The following is a 19,873-nucleotide window of genomic DNA, read 5'->3' on the forward strand; positions in this document are numbered from 1 at the left end:
CGCAACCCCAGATCGATGAAATTCGTTGAGTAAGTGCGTGGAAGCAACCGAATCCGAAGCCGTGGGTGGTGACCTATGTCGAAAGCGTCACCGGAACGATTAGGGTGGGAGTCTCACCCATCGGACAGCCGACAGGAGGGGTGGTCATGACCACCGAGGTGCGCCGTCTGCGCAACTACATCAACGGGGAGTTCCGGGACGCCGCGGACGGGCGGACCATCGATGTGGTCAGCCCGGTGACGGAAGAGGTCTACGCGACCTCGCCGCTCTCCGGCCAGGCCGATGTCGATGCGGCCATGGAGGCCGCCGCGGCCGCGTTCCCGGCCTGGCGCGACACGACGCCCGCCGAGCGACAGAAGGCCCTGCTCAAGATCGCGGACGCGTTCGAGGAGCGGGCGGAGGACCTGATCGCGGCCGAGTCGGAGAACACCGGCAAGCCGATCGGGCTCACCCGCAGCGAAGAGATCCCGCCGATGGTGGACCAGATCCGCTTCTTCGCCGGTGCCGCCCGTCTCCTTGAGGGCCGCTCGGCCGGCGAGTACATGGAGGGCCTGACCTCCATCGTCCGCCGCGAGCCGGTCGGCGTCTGCGCGCAGGTCGCGCCGTGGAACTACCCGATGATGATGGCCGTGTGGAAGTTCGCCCCGGCGCTCGCCGCGGGCAACACGGTCGTGATCAAGCCGTCCGACACCACCCCGGCGTCGACCGTGTTGATGGCCGAGATCATGGGTCAGATCCTGCCGAAGGGCGTCTTCAACGTCCTGTGCGGCGACCGGGACACCGGCCGCGCCATGGTCGAGCACCCGACCCCGGCGATGGCCTCCATCACCGGTTCGGTACGGGCCGGCATGCAGGTCGCCGAGTCCGCCGCCAAGGACGTCAAGCGCGTCCACCTGGAGCTCGGCGGCAAGGCGCCGGTCGTCGTCTTCGAGGACGCCGACATCGCCAAGACCGTCTCCGGCGTCTCGGAGGCGGGCTTCTTCAACGCGGGCCAGGACTGTACGGCAGCGACCCGCGTCCTGGTCCACGAGTCCATCCACGACGAGTTCGTCACCGCGCTCGCCAAGGCCGCCGCCGACACGAAGACCGGGCAGCCGGACGACGAGGACGTGGCGTACGGCCCGCTCAACAACGCCAACCAGCTCAAGCAGGTCAGCGGCTTCATCGAGCGGCTCCCCGCCCACGCCAAGGTCGAGGCGGGCGGCCACCGGGTCGGCGACAAGGGCTACTTCTACGCCCCGACCGTCGTCTCCGGCCTCGAGCAGGACGACGAGATCATCCAGAACGAGGTCTTCGGGCCCGTCATCACGGTCCAGTCGTTCACCGACGAGAAGCAGGCCGTCGCGTACGCGAACGGCGTCGACTACGCGCTCGCCTCCTCGGTCTGGACGACGAACCACTCCCGCGCCATGCGCATGTCCAAGAACCTCGACTTCGGCTGCGTGTGGATCAACACCCACATCCCGCTGGTCGCGGAGATGCCGCACGGCGGGTTCAAGAAGTCCGGCTACGGCAAGGACCTCTCGGCGTACGGTTTCGAGGACTACACGCGGATCAAGCACGTCATGACGTCCATCGAGGACTGACCGCCGCGCTGTCGAGGTGTACGGCCCCGGGCTCCGCGCCCGGGGCCGTGCGCTTTCTGGACAACGTGTGCGGGGCGGGCCCGTCCCGCTGGACGCTTGGTCCATTGCCCGCCGCCGTGGCCGAGAGGCATTCTGCGCGGGTGCCAGTGATCCCGAAGAACCCCATGTCCCGCCGTTCCCTGCTGCGCGCCCTCGGGGCCGGGGCCGCCGGGGCCTCCCTGGCCGGCTGCGGGGTGCCCGCCGCCTATGTCGAGCCGGGAGACCGGGCCGGACGCGACAGCTCCGCGACCGACCACACCCTGCACTTCGCCAACTGGCCGCTCTACATTGACACCGACGACGAGAACACCTCGAAGCGGCCCACGCTGGACGCGTTCACCGAACGGACCGGGATCTCCGTCACGTACACCGAGGAGATCAACGACAACGACGAGTTCTTCGGCAAGATCAGTCCGGCCCTGATGAACCGCCAGCAGACCGGGCGGGACCTGATCGTCATCAGCGACTGGATGGCCGCCCGCTTCGTCCGGCTCGGCTGGGTCCAGGAGATGGACCGGGCCAAGCAGCCGAACGTCGCCAAGTACCTGGACCCGCAACTGCGTTCGCCCGCCTTCGACGCCGGGCGGCGCCACAGCGTCCCGTGGCAGTCCGGGATCACCGGTATCGCGTACAACCGCAAGCGCCTCGGCCGCGAGATCCGCTCCACCAACGACCTGTGGGCCGACGACCTGCGCGGCAAGGTGACGTTGCTCTCCGGACTCGACGAGTCGTTCGCGCTGTTGATGCAGGGTGACGGCGTCGACATCACCCGGTGGACCGCCGACGACTTCCACACCATGTGCGAGCACATCGAGAAGCGCGTCCGCTCCAAGCACATCCGCCGCTTCACCGGCAACGACTACATCAAGGACCTCTCCACCGGCGACGTGCTGGCCTGTCAGGCGTACTCCGGTGATGTCATCCAACTCCAGGCGGACAACCCGGACATCGAGTTCGTCGTGCCGGAGGAGGGCGCCGAACTCTGGGCCGAGTCGCTGATGATCCCCAACCTCGCCCGCCACAAGCGCAACGCGGAGCGCCTCGTGGACCACTACTACGACCCCGAGATCGCCGCCGAACTCGCCACCTGGGTCAACTACGTCTGCCCGGTGCCCGCCGCCCGTGACGTCCTCGCCTCGTCCAAGGACGAGGACACCGCCGCGCTCGCCGAGGATCCGCTGATCTTCCCCGACGACGCGATGCGCCAACGGCTCGCCATCGCACGCGACATCACCGCCGAGGAACGGACGGACTTCGCCAAGAAGTGGAACGCCATCGTCGGGTTGTGAACCCGTACCAGGGGCGCTGTGAAGATGATGTAAAGGCGGGCGTACGCTGCGGATATGAGCGAGCGACACGCCCTCACGCGGCGTGTACGCAGGTGGTTGGTCTTCTTCATCGTCTGTCTGGTCCTGAGCGGGCTCACCGCCTTCCCGCTCGTCACCGAACTCCGCTGGGGCGAGGAACTGCTGAGGTCCACCCCGGTCCCCGAACACCTCCCGGGCCTGATGGAGTGGATCACCCGGGTCCGCGAAGGCCTCGACACCATCGAGCGGGACCAGCCCTTCATGCTGTACGGCACCGACTGGCTGGCCTTCGCCCACCTGGTCATCGCCGTCGCCTTCTACGGGCCCTACCGCGACCCGGTCCGCAACATCTGGGTCATCGAGTTCGGCATGATCGCCTGCGCCGGGATCATCCCGCTCGCGCTGATCTGCGGTCCGATCCGCGACATCCCGTTCTGGTGGACCGTGATCGACATGTCCTTCGGGGTCTTCGGCGTCATCCCGCTGCTGATCGTGCGGCGCATGATCAAGCGGCTGGAGGTGCTGGAGCGGGCACCGGCCGCCACGCCCGCTTCGGCAGCAGTCTGAGTCACGGCTTCCGGGCCACCACGCCGAACTGCGCGACCTCCGGCTCCCGCGGGTTCGTACGCCAGCGGGAGCAGGAGACGATGCCCGGCTCCAGCGGGTCGAGACCGTCCAGGAACGACGCGACCTCCTCGCGGGTCCGGGCGGTGATCGGCGGAGTGGCGTTCTCGTTCCAGAAGCGCATCGCCGCCTCGTTGCCCTCGCCGCCCAGCTCCAGCGTCGGATGGGTGAGCACCAGGTGGCTGCCGGAGGGGACGGCGGCCATCAGCGTGCGGACGATGGAGCGCGCCTCGTCCGTGTCCAGCACGAAGTTGAGGATGCCGAGCATCATCACCGCCACCGGCCGGCCCAGGTCCAGCGTGCGCCCGGCCGCCTTCAGGATGCGCTCCGGATCGTGCGCGTCCGCGTCCACGTACTCCGTCGCGCCCTCCAGCGAACCGCTCAGCAGAGCCCGTGCGTGGGCCAGCACGATCGGGTCGTTGTCGACATAGACGACCCGGGCGTGCGGCGCGGTGTGCTGGGCGATCTCGTGGGTGTTGTCGGCCGTCGGCAGGCCGGTGCCGATGTCCAGGAACTGCTCGATGCCCACGTCCCCGGCCAGGTGCCGCACCGCCCGGCCGAGGAACGCCCGGTCGGCGCGGGCCACTTCACCGATGCTCGGGTACATCCCGGTCACCTGGTCGCCGACCGCGCGGTCCACCGGATAGTGGTCCTTGCCGCCGAGCCAGTAGTTCCAGACCCGGGCGTTGTGCGCGACATCGGAACGTATCCGGGCAGGGGCCGCGGCCCGTATGCGGTTCTCACTCACGTCTGCTGCTCCTCGGTACCCGTACGGCGATACGGCACCGACCATCATGCCGGACCGATCAAGGGGCCCTGAGGTCGGAGGAGTTGGAGCGTACCTGGTGCAGCGCGTCGATCCGGTTGGTGGTGATCGAGTCGACGCCCCGCTCGATCAGCCGGCGCATCGTGCGCTTGGTGTCGGCCGTCCAGGCGGAGACGAGGAACCCGTCCCGGTGCGCCCTCTCGGCCAGTTCACGGCTGACGAGCCCGAAGCGGTAGTTCAGCCAGCGCGGCTTCACCGCCGCCAGCAGGACCGGGCGCGGCGGAGCGAGCGTGTTCCAGGTCAGCGCGATCTCGGCGGCCGGGTCCGCGGCGCGCACCCGCAGCATCGCGTCCGCGCCGGCGCAGTAGTACGCCCGGTCGCCCGCTCCGCACTCCAGGACCGTACCGACGACTTTCTTCACCGAGGCGTCCGTGGCGCCGGGCAGGTCCACCATCACCCGGTGTCCCTCGGTGGCCTCCAGCGCGTCGCGCAGGGTCGGCACCCCGCCGCCGGACAGCTCCAGCACCTCCTGGTGGGTCAGCCGGTCCAGGCGCAGGTCATGGCCCCACAGCCGCTCCAGCGTCGTGTCGTGGAGCAGCACGGGCACGCCGTCGCGGGTCACCCGTACGTCGATCTCGACCGCGTCCGCCCCCCGGTCGAGGGCGGAGCGGATCGAGGGCAGCGTGTTCTCGCGGGCCCGGTACGGATCGCCGCGGTGCGCCACGGCGGTGAAGCGGGTGGTGGTGTCGGCCATGGGGCCATTGTGACGACCGGGGGCGGCGGGCGGGGTGCCGGAGGCGGATTTCCGGGTACGTGTCAGGGTCAGCGGGCGGGGCCCCGGAGCCAGTTCGCCGTGTACGTGTCGATCTCCTCGGCCAGCTGCCGCTTGCCGGCCGGGTCCAGGAACGAGGCCTCCACCGCGTTCTTGGCGAGGCCCGCGATGCCCTGCTCGTCCAGGTTCAGCAGCCGGGCGGCGACGCCGTACTCGTTGTTCAGGTCGGTGCCGAACATCGGCGGGTCGTCGCTGTTGACCGTGACCAGCACGCCCGCCTGGACCATCTCGCGGATCGGGTGGAGCTCGATGTCGGTGACCGCGCGCGTTGCGATGTTCGACGTCGGGCAGACCTCCAGGGCGATACGGTGCTCGGCCAGGTGCTCCAGCAGCTTCGGGTCCTGGACGGCGCTGGTGCCGTGGCCGATGCGCTCGGCCCGCAGCTCGGTGAGCGCGTCCCAGATGGTCTGCGGTCCCGTGGTCTCACCGGCGTGCGGCACCGAGTGGAGGCCCTCGGCGATGGCCCGGTCGAAGTACGGCTTGAACTGCGGTCGCTCCACGCCGATCTCCGGCCCGCCGAGCCCGAACGAGACGAGCCCGTCGGGCCGCCGCTCCACCGCCAGCCGCGCGGTCTCCTCGGCGGCCTGGAGCCCGGCCTCGCCCGGGATGTCGAAGCACCAGCGCAGGATGACACCCAGCTCGGACTCGGCCGACTTGCGGGCGTCCTCGATGGCCTCCATGAAGGCCGCCTCCGGGATGCCGCGCCGGGTCGAGCTGAACGGGGTCACGGTCAGCTCCGCGTACCGGATGTTCTGCCGTGCCATGTCCCGGGCCACCTCGAAGGTGAGCAGCCGGACGTCCTCCGGGGTGCGGATCAGGTCCACCACCGAGAGGTAGACCTCGATGAAGTGCGCGAAGTCGGTGAAGGTGAAGTAGTCCGCCAGCGCCTCCGGGTCGGTCGGCACCTTGGAGTCCGGGTGCCGGGCGGCCAGTTCGGCGACGATCCGCGGCGAGGCGGACCCGACGTGGTGGACGTGGAGCTCGGCCTTGGGCAGCCCGGCGATGAAGGGGTGCGGATCGGTCATGTGTCTCTCTCCCACAATTTGGCGTGTACGTCGGCGGAGCCCCCGAAGGTGTCCGGCCGGCTGCACCGATCATCGTAGGCGGGGTGAGGTGGCGTGGAACCGGGCCGTAGCATGACGGGACCACGATGGGGGAGGCCCATGTCAGACAACACAGAGCAGCCCGGGGGCGGGGCCGCACCGCGCGATCCGTGGGCACCGCCGGACAGCAGGGTGGAGCTGGGCAAGCAGGACGCCGCTCCGCCGCCGCCCGCCGTCCACAACCAGCCGACCGTGACGTCGATGCCGAGCGCGGGGCCCGCCGCCGACGGCACCGGCCCGATACCGACGGGCGGCGGCTTCGGCCCGCCGCCCTCGGCCGTACCGCCGCCGCCGATCGGCCCGGGCGGTCCCGGCCACCAGGCGCCGCCGCCCCCGGCCACCGGGCACTACGGCTACCCGGCCCCGCCGGCGCAGCCGTACGGCGGCTATCCGGGCTACGACGCCTACGGCGGCCAGCAGCCGTGGGGGCCGCAGCCCTCGAACGGCCTCGGCACGGCCGCGCTGGTGCTCGGCATCATCTCGATCGTCGGCTTCTGCATGTACGGGGTGAACATCATCCTCGGCATCCTGGCGCTGATCTTCGGCCTCATCGGCCTCGGCCGGGCCAAGCGCGGCGAGGCCACCAACCGGGGCATGGCGATCGCCGGGATCATCACGGGCTCGGTCGGCATCGTCGTCGGGTCCGTGCTCCTCGGCTTCATCATCTGGGCCATCGCCAACGGTGACTCCAGCTTCGACGAGACCTACGACGACGACCCGTTCGCCACGTCGCTGGTCATCGAGGGCCGCGTCTAGCCACCGCCGCGTACGGCATCCGCCGCCCGGTCCGGCAGGGACCACTCCCCGCCGGACCGGGCGGCACTGCCGTATCCGTGGTCCGAATGGCCCGCAGTTCCGTGGTCCACAGGGGGCCGCAGCCGGGCTAAACCGCCCGCAGCCGCTCCCGCGCCTCCATCAGCGCGAACCCCAGCAGATTCAGCCCCTGCCACTCCTGCGGCCGCTCCACCCGCTCGTCGTCCGCCGCCAGCCCGATGCCCCAGATCCGGTCCAGCGGAGACGCCTCCACCAGCACCCGGTCGCCGGTGGAGAGCAGATAGCCGGCCAGCTCCGGGTCCTGCCCGAACTTGTGCGTGCTGCCTTCCACGACCAGGCCGAAGCGCTCCCGTATCCACACGTCGTCGTCGAAGCCGCGCACCAGCCGCCCGGCCTTCTTCGCCGCCGCCGGGCTGGTCGCCGTGACGGCCGCCTCCGCCGCCTCCGCATCGCCGAAGAGGCGCGCCTTGCCGGTCATCATCCAGTGCTCCGCGCTGGCGTATGTGACGCCGTCCACCGTGAACGGCGACGGCCACCACTGGCTCAGACAACTCGGGCCCAGCCGCCCGTCCGGGCGCGGGCGGTGGCCCCAGAACGGCAGATACTTCACCCGCTTGCCCCGCCCCACGTCGGCCACAAGCTCATCGATCGGTCCCATGGCATGTGAGTGTGGCATCCGCCACTGACACTCCGTACGGGGATTTCCGCACCGACACGACACATGGTCGACAGATTCCGTCGCGTAACCAAAAGGCAACAACGGAATCACTTGTTGGGCCTGGACCCCTCTGTCAGGATCGGCACTCAATTCACGAAGAGGCTACGCCGACCCCGCTCAGCGGGTACAGCGGCGGAGGAGAGCGTCATGAGCAACGGCTTCCAGGTTCAGGACCGCTTCGCGGAAGGTGCGCAGTACATCGGCGGCGAGCTGCTCCCGGGCACGTCCGGCCGCCACCACGACGTGGTGAACCCGGCGACCGGTGAGAGCGTCCTGCGGTACGAGCTGGCGGGCACCGACGACGTGGACGCGGCCGTCGCCGCCGCCCGGGCCGCCTTCCCCGGCTGGTCGGCCGCCACTCCCGGTGAGCGCTCCGAGGCCCTGCACCGGTTCGCCGCCGTCCTCGCCGAGCAGGCCGACGACTTCGCGTACGCCGAGTCCCTCCAGTGCGGCAAGCCGGTCAAGCTCTCCACCGAGTTCGACGTGCCCGGCACGGTCGACAACGCCGCCTTCTTCGCGGGCGCGGCCCGCCACCTGGAGGGCAAGGCCGCGGCCGAGTACGACGGCGACCACACCTCGTACGTACGCCGCGAGGCGATCGGCGTCGTCGGCTCCATCGCTCCGTGGAACTACCCGCTCCAGATGGCCGCCTGGAAGATCCTTCCGGCCGTCGCCGCGGGCAACACCATCGTCCTCAAGCCGGCCGAGCTCACTCCGCTGACCTCGCTGATGTTCGCCCAGGCCGCCACCGAGGCCGGTATCCCCGACGGTGTGATCAACATCGTCACCGGCGCCGGCAAGGAGGCGGGCGAGCACCTCGTCGGCCACCCGGACGTCGTGATGACCTCCTTCACCGGTTCCACCGCCGTCGGCAAGCGGGTCGCGGAGATCGCCACCGCCACCGTCAAGCGCCTCCACCTGGAGCTCGGCGGCAAGGCGCCCTTCGTGGTCTTCGACGACGCCGACCTGGAGGCCGCCGTCCACGGCGCGGTCGCCGGATCGCTCATCAACACCGGCCAGGACTGCACCGCCGCCACCCGCGCCTACGTCCAGCGCCCGCTCTACGACGCCTTCGTCCGCGATGTCGCCGCGCTCATGGAGACCGTCCGCCTCGGCGACCCCTTCGCCGCCACCACCGACCTCGGCCCCCTCATCAGCCACGCCCAGCGCGACCGCGTCGCCGCCTTCGTCGAGCGCGCCCGCGGCTACGCCCAGGTCGTCACCGGCGGCGAAGCGCCCGGCGGCGACCTCGCGGACGGCGCGTACTACCGGCCGACCCTAGTCGCGGGCGCCGCTCAGGACAGCGAGATCGTCCAGTCGGAGATCTTCGGCCCGGTCCTCGTGGTGCTGCCCTTCGACACCGACGACGAGGGCATCGCGCTCGCCAACGACACCCCGTACGGACTGGCCGCCTCCGCCTGGACCCGCGACCTGTACCGCGCGAACCGCGCCACCCGCGAGATCCAGGCGGGCTGTGTGTGGGTGAACGACCACATCCCGATCCTCTCCGAGATGCCGCACGGCGGATACAAGGCCAGCGGCTTCGGCAAGGACATGTCGGCGTACTCCTTCGAGGAGTACACGCAGGTCAAGCACGTCATGTACGACAACACCGCGGTCGCCCGCAAGGACTGGCACCGCACGATCTTCGGGGACCGATAGCAGCTGCCGCACCGGAAGGGCCCACGGGCCCTGCGGCCTCCCACCCGAAAGGGCATACAGCGTATGGAGAGTTACGAGCCCGAGCGCCTCTCGCCGGTCCAGCTGGCGGCCATGAGGCGTTCCCTGACCAACGGCAGGGCCGCCCTCACCCGCCGTTCCCTGCTGCGGGCCTCCGGCATGGGCGCCCTCGCGCTCGGCGGGATAGCCACCCTCGGCGCCTGCGGCATCCCGCCCGCCGGACGCGCCGAGGGAGCAGCCGCCGCCGACGACCACTCGGCCGAGGAGAAGGTGGTGAACTTCTCCAACTGGACCGAGTACATGGACGTCAGCGACGACGAGAAGACCCGTCCCACCCTCGCGGCCTTCACGAAGCGCACCGGCATCAAGGTCAAGTACACCGAGGACATCAACGACAACGTCGAGTTCTTCGGGAAGATCAAACCGCAGCTCGCGGCGGGCCAGGACACCGGACGCGACCTCATCTGCGTCACCGACTGGCTGGCCGCCCGGATCATCCGGCTCGGCTGGGCGCAGAAGCTCGACGCCTCCAACCTGCCGCACGCCTTCGCCAACGTCTCCGCCCAGTTCCGCAGCCCGGACTGGGATCCCGGCCGCGCCTACTCCTATCCGTGGACGGGCATCCCGACGGTCATCGCGTACAACAAGAAGGCGACCGGCGGCCGCAAGGTCGACTCCGTCACCCAGCTGCTCGACGATCCGAAGCTCAAGGGCCGCGTCTCCTTCCTCTCCGAGATGCGCGACTCCGTCGGCATGACCCTGCTCGACCAGGGCAAGGACCCGGGCAAGTTCACCGACGCCGACTTCGACGGCGCGATCGGCCGGCTCCAGAAGGCCGTCGACAAGAAGCAGATCCGCCGCTTCACCGGCAACGACTACACCGCCGACCTCAGCAAGGGCGACATCGCCGCCTGCGTCGCGTGGGCCGGGGACATCATCCAGCTCCAGGCCGACAACCCGGACATCGAGTACGCGATCCCGGCCGCCGGATACATCACCTCCAGCGACAGCCTCCTGGTCCCCGCACAGGCCCGGCACAAGACCAACGCCGAGAAGCTCATCGACTACTACTACGAGCCGCCGGTCGCCGCCCAGCTCGCCGCGTACATCAACTACGTCTGCCCGGTCGACGGCGTACGCGACGAACTCGCCAAGATCGACGAGTCGATGGCCTCCAACACGCTGATCCTCCCCGACAAGGAGATGGCGGCGAAGTCCCGCTCCTTCCGCTCCCTGAGCGCGGAGGAAGAGACGGCGTACGAAGAGAAGTTCGCCAAGCTCATCGGCGCCTGACCCGGCAACCGCCGGTACCTACCGGCCCCGCCTCTCTCCGAACTCCCCCGAACACACTGGGACCGCGACCCATGACACAGCAGCAGCAGACCGCGGGCGGCGATGTCCGCCTCGTCGGGATCAGCAAGACCTACAACTCCTTCACCGCCGTACAGCCGCTCGATCTGACCGTCCCGCAGGGCTCGTTCTTCGCTCTGCTCGGCGCCTCAGGCTGCGGCAAGACCACCACCCTGCGGATGATCGCCGGGCTGGAGGAGGCCACCACCGGCACGGTCTTCCTCGGCGGCAAGGACATCACCGACCTGCCGCCGTACAAGCGGCCGGTCAACACCGTCTTCCAGAGCTACGCGCTCTTCCCGCACCTGGACATCACCGAGAACGTCGCTTTCGGCCTGCGCCGGCGCGGCATCAAGTCGGTGAAGAAGCAGGTCGACGACATGCTGGAGCTGGTCCAGCTCGGCGACTTCGCCCGCCGCAAACCGCATCAGCTCTCCGGTGGCCAGCAGCAGCGCGTCGCCGTGGCCCGCGCGCTCATCAACCATCCGCAGGTCCTGCTGCTCGACGAACCGCTCGGTGCGCTCGACCTCAAGCTCCGCCGCCAGATGCAGCTGGAGCTGAAGCGCATCCAGACCGAGGTCGGCATCACCTTCGTGCACGTCACGCACGACCAGGAGGAGGCCATGACCATGGCCGACACGGTCGCGGTGATGAACGGAGGCCGCGTCGAACAGCTCGGCGCGCCCGCCGACCTCTACGAGAACCCGCGCACCACCTTCGTCGCCAACTTCCTCGGTACCTCCAACCTCATCGCGGGCGAGATCGTCTCGACCGGCGAGGACCTGGTGGTCGCGGCGGGCGGCGGGAAGCTCACGCTGCCTCGCGAGCGGTGTTCGGCGCCGACCACCAGCGGCGGCCGGCTGCTCCTCGGCATCCGGCCCGAGAAGATATCCCTGGCCCACGCGGACGACGCCGATGCCATCGCCGCAGGCCGTAACCGCGTCACCGGCCGCATCACCGACTCCAGCTTCATCGGCGTCTCCACGCAGTACGTGGTCGAGAGCCCGGCCGGAACGGCCCTCCAGGTGTACGAGCAGAACGTCGACCGGCGTACGCGACTCACTCCCGGCGCCGAGGTCGTCCTGCACTGGAACCCGGCCCACACCTTCGGCCTCGACGCCGCCCAGGACATCGACGCGGGCGCCACCAGCGTGGAGGACGCGGAGTGAGCCTCACCGAAGCGCCGACCGCGCCCTCTCCACAGCCCGAGGAGCCCCGGAAGCTCACGCTCCGCAAGCCCTCCACCCGTAAACGCCTCATCCCGTACTGGCTGCTGCTTCCCGGTATCCTCTGGCTGCTCGTCTTCTTCGCGCTGCCGCTGGTCTACCAGGCCTCCACCTCCGTACAGACCGGCTCGCTGGAGCAGGGCTTCGAGGTCACCTGGCACTTCCAGACGTACGTGGACGCGCTGCGCGAGTACTACCCGCAGTTCATCCGGTCCCTGCTGTACGCCGGCACCGCCACGATCCTCTGCCTGCTCCTCGGCTACCCGCTCGCCTACCTCATCGCCTTCAAGGCGGGCCGCTGGCGCAACCTGGTGCTGGTGCTGGTCATCGCGCCGTTCTTCACCAGCTTCCTCATCCGTACGCTGGCGTGGAAGACGATCCTCGCCGACGGCGGCGCGGTCGTGGACGTGCTCAACACGCTGCACGTCCTGGACGTCACCAGCTGGCTCGGCTGGACCGAGTCCAACCGGGTCCTCGCCACGCCGATGGCGGTCGTCTGCGGTCTGACGTACAACTTCCTGCCGTTCATGATCCTGCCGCTCTACACCTCGCTGGAGCGGATCGACGGCCGGCTGCACGAGGCGGCGGGCGACCTCTACGCCACGCCTGCCACCACCTTCCGCAAGGTGACGTTCCCGCTCTCCATGCCCGGTGTGGTCTCCGGCACCCTGCTGACCTTCATCCCGGCCAGCGGTGACTACGTCAACGCGGAGCTGCTCGGTTCCACCGACACCAAGATGGTCGGCAGCGTCATCCAGAGCCAGTTCCTGCGGGTCCTGGACTATCCGACGGCCGCCGCGCTCTCGTTCATCCTCATGGCGATCGTCCTGCTGATGGTCACCTTCTACATCCGCCGCTCCGGGACGGAGGACCTGGTCTGATGCCCGTACTGCGCTGGATACGCCGGAACCTGATCGTCATCGCGGGTCTGCTGACCCTCGCGTACATGATCCTGCCGAACGTCGTCGTGATGGTGTTCTCGTTCAACAAGCCCAACGGCCGCTTCAACTACGAGTGGCAGCGGTTCTCGCTGGACGCCTGGAAGGACCCCTGCGGTGTCGCCGACCTCTGCGGATCGCTCTCGCTCTCGCTCCAGATCGCGTTCTGGGCGACGCTCGGGGCCACCGCGCTCGGCACGGCGGTCGCCTTCGCGCTGGTCCGCTACCGCTTCCGGGCGCGCGGCGCGATCAGCTCGCTGATCTTCCTGCCGATGGCGATGCCTGAAGTCGTCATGGCCGCGTCCCTGCTCACGCTCTTCCTGAACATGGGGGCGCAGCTCGGCTTCTGGACCGTGCTGATCGCGCACATCATGTTCTGCCTCAGCTTCGTGGTGACCGCCGTCAAGGCGCGCGTCATGTCGATGGACCCGAGACTGGAAGAAGCCGCCCGCGACCTTTATGCGGGCCCCGTGCAGACTTTCGTACGGGTGACCCTTCCGATCGCCGCACCGGGAATCGCGGCGGGAGCGCTGCTCGCCTTCGCGCTCTCCTTCGACGATTTCATCATCACGAATTTCAACGCGGGCTCCACCGTCACCTTCCCCATGTTCGTCTGGGGATCGGCACAGCGCGGCACGCCCGTCCAGATCAACGTCATCGGCACCGCGATGTTCATCATTGCGGTAACGATGGTCCTCGTCGGCCAGCTCATCGCAAGCCGTCGGCGGAGCAACGCTCGAACCTGAAAGTCCTGAAGGAGTTGGAAACCATGGCCCCAGCTGCCATGAGTATCGCTGCCCCATCACTCTCCGGCGCCAAGCCGGTCTCCTACTGGCTGGACGACCCGGCCAAACCCGACGCGCTGCCGGCTCTCACCGGTGACGAGCAGACCGATCTCCTGGTCATCGGCGGTGGCTACAGCGGCCTGTGGACCGCACTCATCGCCAAGGAGCGCGACCCCGACCGGGACGTCGTCCTCATCGAGGGGCACGAGGTGGGCTGGGCCGCCTCGGGCCGCAACGGCGGTTTCTGCGCCGCCTCCCTCACCCACGGCCTGGCCAACGGCGTGGAGCGGTGGCCGGACGAGATCGCGCAGCTGGAGGAGCTGGGCGCGCGGAACCTCGACGCCATCGAGGCCGCCGTCGCCCGCTACGGCATCGACTGCGAGTTCGAGCGGACCGGCGAGATCGATGTGGCCACCGAGCCGCACCAGCTCGAAGAGCTGCGGGAATGGCACGAGGAGATCGTCAGGCTCGGCATCACCGGCGTGGACTTCCTGGACCGCGACGCGCTGCGCGCCGAGGTCGATTCACCGACCTTCCTCGGCGGCCTCTGGGACCGGAACGGCGTCGCGATGCTGCACCCGGCCAAGCTCGCCTGGGGCCTGAAGCGGGCCTGCCAGGAGCTGGGCGTACGGATCTACGAGCACACGCGGGGCCTCGACCTCGTGCGCTCCGGATCCGGGATGGCGGTGCGTACACCGTACGGTCGCATCTTCGCCCGTCGCGTCGCGCTCGGCACCAACATCTTCCCGTCGCTGGTCAAGCGGGTCCGCCCGTACACCGTGCCGGTCTACGACTACGCGCTGATGACCGAACCGCTCACGCCCGAGCAGCTGGAATCCATCGGCTGGAAGGGCCGCCAAGGACTCGGCGACAGCGCGAATCAGTTCCATTACTTCCGGCTCTCCGCGGACAACCGGATCCTGTGGGGCGGATATGACGCGATCTATCCGTACGGAGGTCGGCTCAGCGCCGATCTGGACCAGCGGCCGGAGACGTTCCTGAAACTCGCGGAGCAGTTCTTCGACTGTTTTCCGCAGCTTTCCGGAGTGCATTTCTCGCACGCCTGGGGCGGGGCGATCGACACCTGTTCGCGCTTCACGGCTTTCTTCGGTACGGCCCATCAGCGACGGGTCGCGTACGCCGCCGGATATACGGGACTCGGCGTCGGCTCCACACGTTTCGGGGCCGAGGTGATGCTCGATCTGCTCGACGGTGAGGAGACCGAGCGGACCCGGCTGGAAATGGTCCGCTCGAAGCCGATGCCGTTCCCGCCGGAGCCGTTCGCGTGGGCCGGGATCGAGATCACCAAGAGGTCTCTCGCTCACGCCGACAGCAACGGCGGGCACCGCAATCTGTGGTTGAAGACCATGGACAAGCTCGGTCTCGGCTTCGACAGCTGACACTCCGTCCAACAGTGTGACCCACTTCACTACCAACAAGTAGCCAGAACCCGCGTCATAGTTCGCGCCCGACGCTCTCTCGCACGTGTACGCACCGGCAGGACCCTGCCGGTGTTCCACGTCAACGGGAGGCCGGTCATGACTGGCTCGGAGACCAGGGCCGCGGTCGAGTGGCTCACATCGGTGGCACCGGATCCGGGCGCCTGCCGGTGGGAGTGGGAGCGCAACCCGCAGGGGACCGCGCTCCTGCCCGCCGGCAAGCGCTGGGACGTGCTGATCCTGCCGGGGGAGCTGGGTTATCCGACGCTCGACGTGCTCACCCGTCTCATCGACCGGCCCGGACCGGTCCTCGCCGACTTCGGTGAATCCCGCATGGGCTTCTTCGTCCCGCCGGGCACCGCGTCCCGCTGGCTCGGTACCGGCATCCGCGGCGCGGGCCCCGGCACCTGGATCGTCGTTCCGCATCCGGGCCGGGCGGCCGGAGGAGTGCGGTGGCTGATCCCGCCGGACGGCTCGGGGACCCTCACGGACGCGGCGCTGCTGGAGCTGGCGATGCACGAGGCGGCCGGAGCCGCCGCGCAGGACGGCCGGCAGGGAGGATGACCCGCCGCCGGAGGCCGCGCAGGGGGTGAGCTCACTGCCAGAGGTCTTGACAACCTGATTGGTCTGGACCATGTTGTGCGCACGCCACACCCAATTCCCCCCTGCACGGAGGCTGTTGTGGAACGCACCGGACCAACCGTCAGATTTTCCGGACTTCTGGCCACCTGTACGGCCGCAGTGCTCGCCGCCGGTGCCCTGGTCGCCACGGCGCCGGCGGCGAGCGCGGCGGACGTGGATGTGGCGCGCAACGGCGGTTTCGAGGCCGGTCTCGACGGCTGGAGCTGCACCGCGGGCAGCGGAGCGGCCGTCTCCACCCCCGTACGCAGCGGTACGAAGGCCCTCAAGGCGACCCCGGCGGGCAACGACAACGCCAGGTGCTCCCAGGCGGTCACGGTCAAGCCCGACTCCCGCTACACGCTGAGCGCCTGGGTGCAGGGCAGCCCGGTCTACCTCGGCGCCACCGGCACCGGCACCACCGACGTCTCCACCTGGACCCAGTCCACCGGCGCCTGGAAGCAGCTCACCACCAGTTTCACCACCGGTCCCGGCACCACCTCCGTGAACGTCTACACCCATGGCTGGTACGGCACTCCCGCCCACTACGTCGACGACCTCACCCTCGTCGGCCCCGGCGGCGACCCCGTGGTCGTCCCGGCGGTCCCGGCCGGCCTGAAGACCACCGCGATCACCTCCACCTCGGTCGCCCTCTCCTGGAACGCCGTCTCCGGCGCGACCGGCTACAACGTCTACCGAGGCGGTACGAAGGTGGCCACGGCCACCGGCCCCTCCGCCACCGTGACCGGACTGGCCGCCTCCACCGCGTACAGTTTCCAGGTCACCGCCACCAACGCGGCCGGCGAGTCCGCGAAGTCGGCCGCCGTCACCGCGACCACCACGCCGGGCGGCGGAGGCGGCGGCGACACCAAGCTCCCCGCGCGGGCGCTGGTCGGCTACCTCCACTCCAGCTTCGCCAACGGCTCCGGTTACACCCGCATGGCGGACGTGCCCGCCTCCTGGGACGTCATCAACCTCGCGTTCGGTGAGCCGACCTCCGTCACCTCCGGCGACATCCGCTTCTCGCTCTGCCCGGTCGCCGAGTGCCCGAACGTCGAGTCCGAGGCGGAGTTCAAGGCCGCCATCAAGGCCAAGCAGGCGGCGGGCAAGAAGGTGCTGATCTCCATCGGCGGCCAGAACGGCCAGGTGCAGCTCGCCTCCACCGCCGCCCGGGACGCCTTCGTCACCTCGGTCTCGAAGATCATCGACACCTACGGCCTGGACGGCCTGGACATCGACTTCGAGGGCCACTCGCTCTCGCTGAACACCGGCGACACCGACTTCCGCTCGCCGACCTCACCGGTGATCGTCAACCTGATCTCCGCGGTGAAGACCCTCAAGGCGAAGTACGGATCCGGCTTCGTCCTGACGATGGCGCCCGAGACCTTCTTCGTGCAGCTGGGCTACCAGTTCTACGGCTCCGGCCCCTGGGGCGGCCAGGACCCGCGCGCCGGCGCCTACCTGCCGGTCATCCACGCCCTGCGCGACGACCTGACCCTGCTCCACGTCCAGGACTACAACTCGGGCCCGATCATGGGCCTGGACAACCAGTACCACTCGATGGGCGGCGCGGACTTCCACATCGCCATGACCGACATGCTGCTCGCCGGCTTCCCGGTCGCGGGCAACACCAGCCGCGTCTTCCCGGGCCTGCGCCCCGATCAGGTCGCCATCGGCCTCCCGGCCTCCACCCAGGCGGGCAACGGCCACACCTCGCCGGCCGAGGTCAACAAGGCGCTCAACTGCCTGATCAAGAAGACCGACTGCGGCTCCTACCAGACCCACGGGACCTGGACCGACCTGCGCGGCCTGATGACCTGGTCGATCAACTGGGACCGGTTCAACAACTGGGAGTTCTCCCGCAACTTCGACTCGTACTTCGGTAGCTGAGGTAACCCTTCGAGGTGCCTCTGAGGTACCCACCAGACCGATGCCCGTCGCCGGGGTGAAGAGGATCGCGGCGACGGGCATCATCCATGCCGTCCTGCCCTTCCTAGGGTGATCACGACGCGGGGAAGCGCTCCCGCCCGCCGCGTTCGAGAAAGGACAGCATGTGAGTACGGGGTCACTTCTCGCGGCCGACGCCCCCGCAGGGGACGCGTTCCACACCCCGCCGGTACCCCTGCCCGACGGCACACCCGGCGACCCGATCCGCGCCCGCCTCCTGGACAACCCCGCCGCAACCGTGCCCGGCGGCGAGAACTGGCTGGTCCTCCACCGTTCCGAGGCCGCCGACGGCAGCCCGGTCACCACCTCGGGCACCATCGCCCTCCCGGACCGCACCGCCCTCCCGGACCGCACCGCCCACCCGGTCCCCGCCGGCGGCTACCCGCTGATCAGCTAAGCCCACGGCACGGTGGGCGTGGCCAACCGCTGCGCGCCCTCACGGGACCGCGGCGACACCGGCGCCTCACCCATGAACGCCTATCCGCTCAGGCTGCTCGGCCACTTCCTGGACCAGGGCTGGGCCGTCGCGATGACGGACTACGAGGCGCTGGGCACCGGTACGGCACAGCGACTGCATCCCTACCTCTGCGGCCGCTCCGAGGCGATGGGCGTCCTCGACATCGTGACGACCGCACGGAGGCTGTTCCCGGGCGAGATCGGGAAGCGGTTCGCGATCGTCGGCCATTCGCAGGGCGGCCAGGCGGCCCTGTTCGCGGCCCACCACGCTCCCGGCCGGTCGCAGGGCTCACGGGCGTCTGCGCGATCGCGCCCGCCAACCACCTCCTGGGCCTGGTCCGGGCCGGAGCCGGCCTCGACCAGACGAACTCCGGCCTCGCGTTCACACCGCTCATCCTCGCCGGTGCTCTCGGCGGCGACCCCACGATCGACCCGGAACAGGTGCTCTCACACCATGCGTTCGAGCAGTTCTGGCCCCACGTACGGCACCGCTCCCGCGCCGGACTGAGCCGCACCGACTCCTGGGGCGGCATCAAGGGCACCGAGCAGTTCCGCCCCGGCTACCCCGCAGCGCCCAACCCCGACCAGGAGAAGTTCGACCGCCAGGTGGCGGCGATGAACCCGGACCTGACCCTCACCGTCCCGGTCCGCATCGTCCAGGCCGCCGACGACGAACGCGTCCGCGCCGACCCCGCACCGCTGATGGGCACCGACGCCCTGGTCGAGGAACTCACCGTGACGAACAGCGAACGCGGGAACATCCACTACCGGCGTTACGAGCCCGGCGCCGTCCCCGCCGACGAGCCGCTCGGCATCCACTTCGCGACGATCGACCACGACATCCCGGAGCTCACCGAGTGGCTGGCGGCTCTTCTCGCCGCCGCTGCCGACGGCTGACCCACCACAGCGGCGCCAGCAGCACAGGCCCCAGGCACCAGCTCGCCAGCACGTCCAGCGGCCAGTGGTAGCCGTGCAGCACCAGACCGACGCCCGTCGCCGCCGTCAGCAGGAGAGCGGCGGCGGGCGGCATCCACGCGCGCGGCCACGCCGGCCGGTCCGCCGCGAGGAGGAGCAGCGCCGAGGCCCCGTACGCCACCGCCGCCGTCGCCGTATGGCCGGACGGGTAGTAGTTGACGGCCTCGGTCAGCGGGCCCTGCCGGGCGGTGGCCACCTTCAGTGGGATCACCAGCGCCGGGACGGCCGCCATGGTGAGGGCCGCGTATACCGGCAGCCGCCGGGCACCGCGCCAGAGCGCGTACGCCATCGCGCAGACGACCACCGGGAGCGCCACCGGCGCACCGCCGAGGTCGGAGAAGAGCTGGGTCAGAGCGGCCGGGCCGCGCTGGAAGAGGCTCTCGCCGACGCGTTCGTCCAGCCGGACCAGCGGACCGTCGGCCGCCACCTGCCAGGTGATCAGCGCGAACAGTGTCAGCAGGACGCCGAGAAAGAGAGAGGCCGGCCACCCGGGAACAGGGGGGGTTGTTCCGGGATGGCCGGCGGGACCGGGTCGCCGCGCGCCCCGGGGGGTGTGGGGCGGGCGGCCGTCCGATCGGTGAGGAGTCCCGGAGCACGAGGCTCCGGCGTCGTGCCCGAGGGCACGCCCGGAACGGTGCTGGGGAAGCCCCGACCCGGAATCACCCGCGGTTTCCCGTGGGCGATGTGTTTCTCTCATCTGCGGAAACCGT

Annotated in this window: 20 protein-coding genes; 15 read left to right on the plus strand and 5 right to left on the minus strand. The window is 69.7% G+C overall.

What is annotated here, in order from left to right; genetic code table 11:
- Positions 1-146: 146 nt before the first annotated feature.
- The 3 genes from ABZ267_RS29555 to ABZ267_RS29565 all read left to right on the plus strand — a co-directional run bounded on the left by ABZ267_RS29555 (position 147) and on the right by ABZ267_RS29565 (position 3,499).
- A complete protein-coding gene (locus ABZ267_RS29555; protein WP_356752761.1) occupies positions 147-1,586 on the plus strand; it encodes a gamma-aminobutyraldehyde dehydrogenase in 1,440 nt (479 codons plus the stop codon).
- Positions 1,587-1,750: 164 nt separating this feature from the next.
- A complete protein-coding gene (locus ABZ267_RS29560) occupies positions 1,751-2,914 on the plus strand; it encodes a spermidine/putrescine ABC transporter substrate-binding protein (protein ID WP_356752763.1) in 1,164 nt (387 codons plus the stop codon).
- Positions 2,915-2,968: 54 nt separating this feature from the next.
- Positions 2,969-3,499: a hypothetical protein gene (locus ABZ267_RS29565; protein WP_356752765.1), complete on the plus strand. Its 531-nt coding sequence runs from the start codon at positions 2,969-2,971 to the stop codon at positions 3,497-3,499.
- 1 nt (position 3,500) lies between these two features.
- Here ABZ267_RS29565 and ABZ267_RS29570 read toward each other — a convergent pair whose 3' ends face one another.
- From ABZ267_RS29570 to ABZ267_RS29580, 3 genes are all read right to left on the minus strand, one after another.
- Entirely contained in the window at positions 3,501-4,304 is an 804-nt protein-coding gene (locus ABZ267_RS29570) for an SAM-dependent methyltransferase (protein WP_356752767.1), read from the minus strand.
- Positions 4,305-4,362: 58 nt separating this feature from the next.
- On the minus strand, positions 4,363-5,076 hold the full coding sequence (locus tag ABZ267_RS29575) for a glycerophosphodiester phosphodiesterase (protein WP_356752769.1): 714 nt from the start codon (positions 5,074-5,076) through the stop codon (positions 4,363-4,365).
- Positions 5,077-5,144: 68 nt separating this feature from the next.
- Positions 5,145-6,179, minus strand: a complete 1,035-nt coding sequence (locus ABZ267_RS29580) for an adenosine deaminase (RefSeq protein WP_356752771.1) — start codon at positions 6,177-6,179, stop codon at positions 5,145-5,147.
- A gap of 138 nt (positions 6,180-6,317) precedes the next feature.
- Between ABZ267_RS29580 and ABZ267_RS29585 the strand changes: the two genes are divergently transcribed.
- Entirely contained in the window at positions 6,318-7,013 is a 696-nt protein-coding gene (locus ABZ267_RS29585) for a DUF4190 domain-containing protein (RefSeq protein ID WP_356752773.1), read from the plus strand.
- A gap of 127 nt (positions 7,014-7,140) precedes the next feature.
- Here the strand turns inward: ABZ267_RS29585 and ABZ267_RS29590 are convergent, their stop codons facing one another.
- Positions 7,141-7,689 carry an NADAR family protein gene (locus ABZ267_RS29590; RefSeq protein ID WP_356752775.1) on the minus strand — a complete coding sequence of 183 codons (549 nt, stop codon included), beginning with the start codon at positions 7,687-7,689 and terminating at the stop codon, positions 7,141-7,143.
- A 207-nt stretch (positions 7,690-7,896) separates the two neighbouring features.
- On the opposite strand from ABZ267_RS29590, the gene ABZ267_RS29595 reads away from it, so the two are divergent.
- From ABZ267_RS29595 to ABZ267_RS29645, 11 genes are all read left to right on the plus strand, one after another.
- The gene (locus tag ABZ267_RS29595) at positions 7,897-9,411 is read left to right on the plus strand and encodes a gamma-aminobutyraldehyde dehydrogenase (protein WP_356752777.1); all 1,515 of its coding nucleotides are present in this window, start codon (positions 7,897-7,899) and stop codon (positions 9,409-9,411) included.
- A gap of 63 nt (positions 9,412-9,474) precedes the next feature.
- A complete protein-coding gene (locus tag ABZ267_RS29600; RefSeq protein WP_356752778.1) occupies positions 9,475-10,722 on the plus strand; it encodes a spermidine/putrescine ABC transporter substrate-binding protein in 1,248 nt (415 codons plus the stop codon).
- Positions 10,723-10,793: 71 nt separating this feature from the next.
- On the plus strand, positions 10,794-11,948 hold the full coding sequence (locus ABZ267_RS29605) for an ABC transporter ATP-binding protein (protein ID WP_356752780.1): 1,155 nt from the start codon (positions 10,794-10,796) through the stop codon (positions 11,946-11,948).
- Positions 11,945-12,886: an ABC transporter permease gene (locus ABZ267_RS29610; RefSeq protein ID WP_356752782.1), complete on the plus strand. Its 942-nt coding sequence runs from the start codon at positions 11,945-11,947 to the stop codon at positions 12,884-12,886. Before ABZ267_RS29605 ends, ABZ267_RS29610 begins: the two co-directional genes overlap by 4 nt.
- Positions 12,886-13,689 (plus strand): ABC transporter permease, encoded by an 804-nt coding sequence (locus tag ABZ267_RS29615; RefSeq protein ID WP_356752784.1) that lies wholly within the window; start codon positions 12,886-12,888, stop codon positions 13,687-13,689. The genes ABZ267_RS29610 and ABZ267_RS29615 overlap by 1 nt, the downstream gene beginning before the upstream one ends.
- 38 nt (positions 13,690-13,727) lie before the next feature.
- Complete coding sequence (locus tag ABZ267_RS29620; RefSeq protein ID WP_356752786.1) at positions 13,728-15,128, plus strand: FAD-dependent oxidoreductase; 1,401 nt, start codon at positions 13,728-13,730, stop codon at positions 15,126-15,128.
- 138 nt (positions 15,129-15,266) lie between these two features.
- Complete coding sequence (locus ABZ267_RS29625; protein WP_356752788.1) at positions 15,267-15,731, plus strand: hypothetical protein; 465 nt, start codon at positions 15,267-15,269, stop codon at positions 15,729-15,731.
- A 117-nt stretch (positions 15,732-15,848) separates the two neighbouring features.
- The gene (locus ABZ267_RS29630; RefSeq protein WP_356752790.1) at positions 15,849-17,675 is read left to right on the plus strand and encodes a glycoside hydrolase family 18 protein; all 1,827 of its coding nucleotides are present in this window, start codon (positions 15,849-15,851) and stop codon (positions 17,673-17,675) included.
- A gap of 163 nt (positions 17,676-17,838) precedes the next feature.
- A complete protein-coding gene (locus ABZ267_RS29635; RefSeq protein ID WP_356752791.1) occupies positions 17,839-18,129 on the plus strand; it encodes a hypothetical protein in 291 nt (96 codons plus the stop codon).
- 132 nt (positions 18,130-18,261) lie between these two features.
- The gene (locus tag ABZ267_RS29640; protein WP_356752898.1) at positions 18,262-18,696 is read left to right on the plus strand and encodes a hypothetical protein; all 435 of its coding nucleotides are present in this window, start codon (positions 18,262-18,264) and stop codon (positions 18,694-18,696) included.
- Positions 18,630-19,085 (plus strand): hypothetical protein, encoded by a 456-nt coding sequence (locus tag ABZ267_RS29645; RefSeq protein ID WP_356752793.1) that lies wholly within the window; start codon positions 18,630-18,632, stop codon positions 19,083-19,085. Before ABZ267_RS29640 ends, ABZ267_RS29645 begins: the two co-directional genes overlap by 67 nt.
- Here the strand turns inward: ABZ267_RS29645 and ABZ267_RS29650 are convergent.
- Positions 19,039-19,860, minus strand: a complete 822-nt coding sequence (locus ABZ267_RS29650; protein WP_356752795.1) for a phosphatase PAP2 family protein — start codon at positions 19,858-19,860, stop codon at positions 19,039-19,041. The genes ABZ267_RS29645 and ABZ267_RS29650 overlap by 47 nt on opposite strands.
- Between the last annotated feature and the right edge of the window lie 13 nt (positions 19,861-19,873).

This window comes from Streptomyces sp. NPDC006174 (assembly GCF_040614075.1).
GTDB lineage: Bacteria > Actinomycetota > Actinomycetes > Streptomycetales > Streptomycetaceae > Streptomyces.